General features: G+C 25.0%; 8 protein-coding genes. All 8 read left to right on the plus strand.

All coding sequences use genetic code 11. The features are described from left to right. Positions 1–82 precede the first annotated feature (82 nt). The 8 genes from KQI89_RS16660 (at position 83) to KQI89_RS17840 (ending at position 7,749) form a co-directional block, all read left to right on the plus strand. On the plus strand, positions 83–697 hold the full coding sequence (locus KQI89_RS16660; protein WP_216458046.1) for a YcxB family protein: 615 nt from the start codon (positions 83–85) through the stop codon (positions 695–697). A gap of 179 nt (positions 698–876) precedes the next feature. Next, positions 877–1,431 (plus strand): YcxB family protein, encoded by a 555-nt coding sequence (locus KQI89_RS18090; protein ID WP_216458047.1) that lies wholly within the window; start codon positions 877–879, stop codon positions 1,429–1,431. A gap of 66 nt (positions 1,432–1,497) precedes the next feature. Then, positions 1,498–2,112 carry a hypothetical protein gene (locus KQI89_RS16670; RefSeq protein WP_216458048.1) on the plus strand — a complete coding sequence of 205 codons (615 nt, stop codon included), beginning with the start codon at positions 1,498–1,500 and terminating at the stop codon, positions 2,110–2,112. 80 nt (positions 2,113–2,192) lie between these two features. Next, positions 2,193–2,429 carry a hypothetical protein gene (locus tag KQI89_RS18220; protein WP_425514095.1) on the plus strand — a complete coding sequence of 79 codons (237 nt, stop codon included), beginning with the start codon at positions 2,193–2,195 and terminating at the stop codon, positions 2,427–2,429. 1,642 nt (positions 2,430–4,071) lie between these two features. After that, positions 4,072–4,617 carry a YcxB family protein gene (locus KQI89_RS18095; protein ID WP_216458049.1) on the plus strand — a complete coding sequence of 182 codons (546 nt, stop codon included), beginning with the start codon at positions 4,072–4,074 and terminating at the stop codon, positions 4,615–4,617. Between the two features lie 87 nt (positions 4,618–4,704). Continuing rightward, entirely contained in the window at positions 4,705–5,319 is a 615-nt protein-coding gene (locus KQI89_RS16685; RefSeq protein WP_216458050.1) for a hypothetical protein, read from the plus strand. Between the two features lie 175 nt (positions 5,320–5,494). Then, complete coding sequence (locus KQI89_RS16690) at positions 5,495–6,712, plus strand: M14 family zinc carboxypeptidase (protein ID WP_216458051.1); 1,218 nt, start codon at positions 5,495–5,497, stop codon at positions 6,710–6,712. 185 nt (positions 6,713–6,897) lie between these two features. Further along, a complete protein-coding gene (locus KQI89_RS17840; RefSeq protein WP_246583163.1) occupies positions 6,898–7,749 on the plus strand; it encodes a polymorphic toxin type 44 domain-containing protein in 852 nt (283 codons plus the stop codon). Positions 7,750–7,944: the final 195 nt, after the last annotated feature.

A 7,944-nucleotide genomic window follows, 5' to 3' on the forward strand; every position in this document is an offset into this window, starting at 1 on the left:
AAAAACAAAAGAATAACTTAATAGCTTGTGTTTATAATGTACAACCTTTTACATTGAAAATAATGTTTCGGGAGTGATATCAATGAAAATATCTTATAAAAATACTAGACAAGACTTTATTGACTTTGCTATTCATAGTTCTTATAACTCAGAAAAATCTTCTAGTAACTCAGAAAAGTCTTTTAAGAATAAATGTGTGTCAATATTGATAAAATTTTTAACATTATCCTTAATACTCCTAGGATTATCTATTAGTTATGATAAATCTAATACGTTTTTAATTTATTTCTCATTATTAATATTAATAATATACATAATATATATATTATCTATTATAATTAATCCTAATATATTCAAAGATATAATGTTAAAAATACTTGTTAAAAAAGCAAATAAAAATATAAAAGAAGAATCTTTAAGTCATACAACCTTAACATTGAATGAAGAAGGAATAGAATTTGAAAATTATGCCTTATCATATAAAACTATATGGTCTAATATAAAAAAAGCTATGGTTACAGAAAGCCATATAGCTATTTATACAAAATATAATGGGGATTCTGCTCTACTTATTATACCTCTAAGAGCCTTTAATAAGCCTTCAGAAAAAGAATCATTTTTAGAAATCATTAGACAACACGATGTTAATATAGTAAATTCAATAGATTTTAAAAACCAAAAAGGGAGAAAAAATTAGATTATTTTCTCTCTTTTTATTTATATTTATCTAAATCATAGCAAATCTTTCATTATCTAAAAATTTAATATTTTTAGATAAAAGGCCAACTAAATAATAACAATGATTTATTTGCAATATTTACATAAAATGATATTATATATAAGTAGACTTGTCTTTTAATGTTAGGGGGAATAATCGTGAAAATATATTATGAAAACACTCTAGAAGACTTAGTAGATTGTAATGTTTATACTACAGAAAACTTGTCTGCATTTAAAATGTTTAATAAAATTTATAATTTAGTATTTTTAATTATTTTTGCAATTATCATTACTTTGGTTTATAAAATTAAAGGTTTACTTCCAACTGAAATATTAATAATAGGTATATTTTTAATAGGTTTACTATGCTTCTTAACTAATCCTAAAATGCATAAAAAAAGAATGCGAAATCACCTTATAAAGTATGAACGCAACGAGTTAAACGGATTTACTACCACTGAGTTCACATTAACATTAAATGACGAAGGAGTATCAAGAGAAAGTAGGACTACTCAACATAAAGTTCCTTGGTCTAGTGTGGAAAATGTTAAAGTTATAGAAAATTATATGTGTATTTATATACGATATTTAAATAGAGCTGGAAGCTTTGTTGTACCATTAAGAACCTTTAATGATCCTTCTGAAAAAGATGCTTTTTTACAGATTTTTAAGCACTATAAAGTAGATGTAATTAATATAAAAAAAAAGTAAATTAGTAACTTGTAGCTACAGTATACCACCTTTTACATTGAAAAGAATGTTTTGGGAGTGATATCAATGAAAATATCTTATAAAAACGCTAAACAAGATTTGATTGATTATAGTATTCATAGTTACTATAACTCTGAAAAATCCTCTGGTAACTCAGAAAAGTCTTTTAAGAATAAATGCCTGTCAATATTGATAAAATTTTTAATACTATCCTTACTCCTGCAAGGATTATCTATTAGTTATGATAAATCTAATAAGTTTTTAATTTATTTCTCATTATTAATGCTAGTAATATACATAATATATATATTATGTATTATAATTAATCCTAATATATTCAAAGATATAATGTTAAAAATAATTGGTAAAAAAATAACTAAAAGTATAAAAGAAGAATCTTTAAATGATATAACATTAATATTGAATGAAGAAGGAATATCAGTAGAAAATGATGCTATATTATATAAAACTATATGGGTTAATATAGAAAAAGCTATGGTTACAGAAAGTCATATAGCTATTTATATAAAATATAACGGTGATTCTCCCTTACTTATTATACCCCTAAGAACCTTTAATGAGCCTTCAGAAAAAGAGTCTTTTTTAGAAATCATTAGACAACATGATGTTAATATAGTAAATTCAATAGATTTTAAAGATACAAAAGGGAGAAAAAATTAGATTATTTTCTCTCTTTTTTGTTTTGTCTAACAATAGTATCTATAAATAAGTAAAATAACAAAATATATTTACTTTTAAGCATTTTTTCACATGGCAAGATAGGTAATTTAGGACTAGGATGTAAACAGTCAAATTCTAAAAGCATAAGTATTAATAAGCAAGAACTTAATTTAATAAATCAAAATTCATTTAATTACGATATCTTTACTCAGTTCTATTCATGTAATGCAGCAACACCTACATCAGGAGATGACGGAAAAAGTTTGATAAGAGGAACTAATCCTATAAATTTTATGTATAATCATAGTAATGCATAATTTAAACGTGAAGAATAGTTTCTTAAATTTAAGAAACTATTCTTTATAAAACCATCTTCTTATCTGCATTCCAAGAAATAATAAAAAACTAGGATATATACTAGAAATTAATATAAAACATGGATTTATATTATCATTTACGATAGGAACCATTTGAAACCATGAGATTGGAAAGTTAAGTAAGTAAGCCATATAAACAAATATACTAGGAATGATAGACTCATCAGGTGTACCCATATCATAAAGCGACTTTATATAATCATGATCAATAAGCAAAATCAAAGAACTTATTGCAAGTAATATAAAAATATTCTTCACTGATAAAAGGTCATAAATACTGTTTTTCTGGAGTTTCAAAGATAAACCAAAAAGTACAAATATAATTGAAAATATTATCATAATGTCTTTACTAACTTTGTATCTATAACTTTGACTATATAAAATGTCTGATGGATCAAACATTATAATAAGAGTTATAAGTAATATAATAATTGCTATAAAATATAAAACAATGGATTTATTTTTTTTTAATATAATATTATTCCTCCTTAACCTATCATAAAACTAGTTAAATTATATCAAATACTTATTATGGATACAATGTTATATTATAGAGTAATATTAAGTTAATCACCAAATTAATCTTGAGGACATGATTTTAAATTAAGAATTCAAATAATTAAGTGGATTTCTTCTATTTGATTATTTGTTTACTTATTAAATATAAAACTAACAAAAAAGAAAGAATTATTAAACCTAAATATTTTATAAAACCTAAAGTATATATAATTTTAATAATAAAAACAAATGGTGCTAAAAGAATATTAATTATTATTATTAATATCTCCATAGCTAAACTCATGTCAGAAGTAGTTTGCATCATAGCTGTTAAAAAATAGTCTATATTAAAAATAAGTATACTAAATAATATAGATAAAAAAATAAAATACTTATTCAAACTGACCACATTTATTTTAAATTTTTTAAAATATAATAGCATTATGGATATATTTAGTATAAGTATGCAGGTTGAATATTTTATACTAAAAAATGATTCTTTTGTGATATTTATAAAAATAAAACTTAGTATTATTAGTAATAAATGAATGACTATAAGTTTATGTTTTTTCATTTTGAACCTCCAATTGTATTTCTAACAGGTTTTACATTGAAGTAAAACTACTTTTATCTGTAATTCCCCCTAATTACAAAGGAAACATTTAGTATTATTCAATATAAAGATATGTATTACTTTAAATTTTCATATTGAAAATTTTGATAGAAGTCTCACCAAAACTTATGACAAAATTCTCATTAATAACTAAAATGTTTAATTATTGAATATACTTTTACATATGATATTCCTATACAATAATATAATTTGATTATAAGTTATTGGAGAAGCATACTAAGTTACTGATTAATTAAGTCTTATAGAAATTATATTAAAAGGGTTATTATTAGGCACTTCATTATCCTTATATTAACGCTAATATAATAATATGTAAATAATTTTATAGATACGCCTCTATACTAACTTGTGGGCTTTGCAACTCAAGATTAACACACCTCGTTTACAATATATACATAAAATGATATTATATACAAGTAGGCTTATCTTTTAATGTTAGGGGGAATAGTAGTGAAAATATATTATAAAAACACTCTAGAAGATTTAGCAGATTATAATATCTATAATATAGAGAACTCATCTGCTTTTAAAGTATTTCATAAAGTTTATACCTTAGCATTTTTAATTATTTTTTTAATTATGATTATTTTAGTTTATAAAATTAAGGACTTACTTCCAACTGAAATATTAATAATAGGTTTATTTCTAATAGGTTTACTATGTTTTTTAACTAACCCTAAAAGATACAAAAAAAGAATGAGAAAGCTTCTTATAAGAAGTGAATACAAAGAGTTAGAAGGATTTACTACCGTTGATTTAACATTAACATTAAATGAAGAAGGAATATCAAAAGAAAGTAAAACTACTCAATATAAAGTTCCTTGGTCTAGTGTAGAAAATGTTAAAGTTAGAGAAAATTATATATGTATTTATATAAGCTGTTTTAATAAACCTGGATGCTTTATTATACCAATAAAAGCCTTTAATGACCCTTCTGAAAAAGATACCTTTTTACAGATTTTTAAGCAATATAAAATTGATGTAATCTGTGCATAATTAGTAAAAACAAAAGAATAACTTAATAACTTGTGTTTATAATGTACAACCTTTTACATTGAAAATAATGTTTCGGGAGTGATATGAATGAAAATATCTTATAAAAATACTAGACAAGACTTTATTGATCTTAGTATTAATAATTACTATAAGTCACAAAAAACTTCTAATAATTCCGAAAAACACCCTAATTATAAATACATGTCGATATTAGTTAAATTTTTAATGTTGGTCTTTATTGTACTAGGATTATCTATTAGTTATGATAAATCTAATAAGTTTTTGATTTGTTTCTCATTATTAATACTAATAATATACTTAGCATATATAGTATCTACTATAATTAATCCTAATATATTCGAGAATAAAATAGTAAAGATACTTGCTAAAAGGTCACATAAAAATATAAACGAAGATTTTTTAAGTACTATAACCTTAACATTGAGTGAGGAAGGAATATCAGCGGAAAGTGATGCTGTATTATTTAAAAGCATCTGGACTAATATAGAAAAAGCTATGATTACAGAAAATCATGTATCTATTTATATAAAATATAACGGGGTTTCTCCTCTATTTACTATACCCCTAAGAACCTTTAATGAACCTTCAGAAAAAGAGTCCTTTCTAGAAATCATTAGACAACATGATGTTAATATAGTAAATTCAATAGATTTTAAAGATACAAAAGGGAGAAAAAATTAGATTATTTTCTCTCTTTTTTGTTTTGTCTAACAATAGTATCTATAAATAAGTAAAATAACAAAATATATTTACTTTTAAGCTTTACATATTTGAGACTTCATTATCTTTTATTAGCATAGTTACATTCAAGCTTGATTTTTAATTATAAACTAAAAGATTAATGGAGGTTTTAAAAATGGGAAAATATTATCCAAATATAAACCCAGGTGATTTTGTTCCAGGAGGATTTACTTATAATAATAATGCTCAAGTAGTTGGAGATGATTTATACATCAGAGATGCTAATGGTAACAGAATAGATGGAAGAAAAATTGCTAATGGAGATAGGGTTACAGTATTAAATGTAGACTATACTAAACAGCTAATATTAGTTCAATATCCAACACTATCTGGGATTAGGCAAGGATATGTTAGTAATGTTTCTAAACTAATTAAATATTATAATGCTAATTCATGGGTTAATGGTTCAACTCAAAAAACAGTGTATGATGAAGATGGTTCATATCTAGGATTGTTAAATCCTTATGAATCTGCAACCACACTATATAAGAAGAATGGAATGACACATATAGTTTACAATACGCATAAGGGAATAAATACTAAATCAGGTTATATTGTTTATGAAAGTGACAATGGAATCGGTAATGATTCTGATATACAAATTCCTGATGTTTATCATCTACAAGCAATTAAAGAGCAATATGGAGTAAGTGGAAAAGGTCGACCTTTAAATGCTTATAAAATAGGTTATGGCAAGAAAGTTCTGTTTGCTGGATTTGCATTACATGGATGGGAAGATAATTGGAATAATGATGGACTTGCATTAGTCAATATAGCAAATTCATTAATAACTAAATTTGGTGATTATAAATCAGCAAATAATGGATTGCATGGATGGACTGTATATATTGCACCATGCATGAATCCAGATGGAGTTATAGTTAATGGTACTAATGATGGACCAGGAAGATGTACTGTAACTACTAGGATTGATATGAATAGATGTTTTCCTTATAATTTTACACCACAGCATAGTTCTAGAAATTATACTGGAGCAAATTCATTAGGTGCTCCAGAGGCTCAAGCTATAAAAAGTTACTTAGAAAAAATAAATTTATCTTCTAGTGAAATGATAGTTTTAGATTTTCATGGATGGATGAACTTTACTCAAGGAAATGCTGAAATTGGAGGATATTTTGGAAATCAGTTTGGGTTTGGACACTATAATATTTATAGTTCAGGATTCTTATCAAGTTGGGCTACAACTCTAAAAAATACTAAAGCAGTTCTAATAGAGTACCCAACTTCAACTTATAGTTATGATGATGTAATAAGTGGAAATTATATAGGTAAAACATTTAACGGTATAGTAAATATATTGAAAAGTAATTAAGGAATAATCAGTCAAGCCAACCAACGCTATTAGACCTAATTAAAGAGTTAGCAGGGTTATCAGTACGATATAACTACTTTTACTTATCTATGTTTACAAATTTTAAATCCTTCTCTTTTTAATTAGTGTAGTTTCAAAGCTTGGTTTTTAATCACAAAAAATATTAAGAGAAAGAGGTTTTAAAAATGGGTTTTAGTTATAATAATAATGCTACAGTAGTTAATGATTGGCTCTATGTAAGGGATGCAGATGGAAATACTATATCTGGTAGACAAGTTGATATTGGAGATAATATAACTGTATTAGATGTAGGCTACTCAAAGCAGTTAGCTCTAGTAGAATATCCTACAGCTAGTGGAGTAAGAACAGGTTACGTAAATAATGCTACCAATTGTATTCAGTACTACTATCAAGATCAATATTCTAATGGTTCTACTTCTGAAACTGTATACGATGAAAATGGTTCATATTTAGGTTCATTAGACTCTTGGGAAAAAGCAACACCTTTATATAAAAAAAACGGCAGAATACATGTAGTTTATAGTACTAATAAAGGACGAAATACCAAATCAGGTTATGTTGATTATAATGGAGGTTTTACTAAATTTGATAATAATAATAATGATATAGAGGATATTACAGGAAAGCTTAAAGATTTAATGGTAAGATATGAGTATATGTATAGATCTAGTTGGGCTAATAATTCACCTATAGAAAAATTATATAAATTCTATAATCTTGTTCGTAATAAAGGTAAATTAGACTTGAAAAATCAAGGTTGGACAGATGCACAATATAAATTTAATGGAGTTATTATTCCAAATGATGCTCCAGGAAATATTCTTTATGGATACTTAGGCAAAGCTTTCGGATATAGTGATGAGCTGTTAAAAAGAGCTGCTGGATTCGCTCAACAACAAGCTGGAACAAATAAACCTGAATGGGGTACTTGGAGCGGAGACTTTCCATATGGTGATGACCCAGCAGATCAATTCTTTATACAATTAGGTATTCAATATTATAAACAAAATCATTAATTAAACATTATAAAACGCCTTTTATGCTAATTTAAATTATCATAAAAGGCGTTTTATTTAAAGTTGAATTTTTTTGTAAAATAGTATTTTGTTATAATCCTTTTAAATTCATAAAGATCAAAAAATGGTTCTAATCTATTTGTCTTCTCTCCAATCATATTTACCGCTAGGTAAGTTTATCTTATGACCATTAAT

This window comes from Clostridium simiarum, assembly GCF_018919175.1.
Classification (GTDB): domain Bacteria; phylum Bacillota; class Clostridia; order Clostridiales; family Clostridiaceae; genus Clostridium_L; species Clostridium_L simiarum.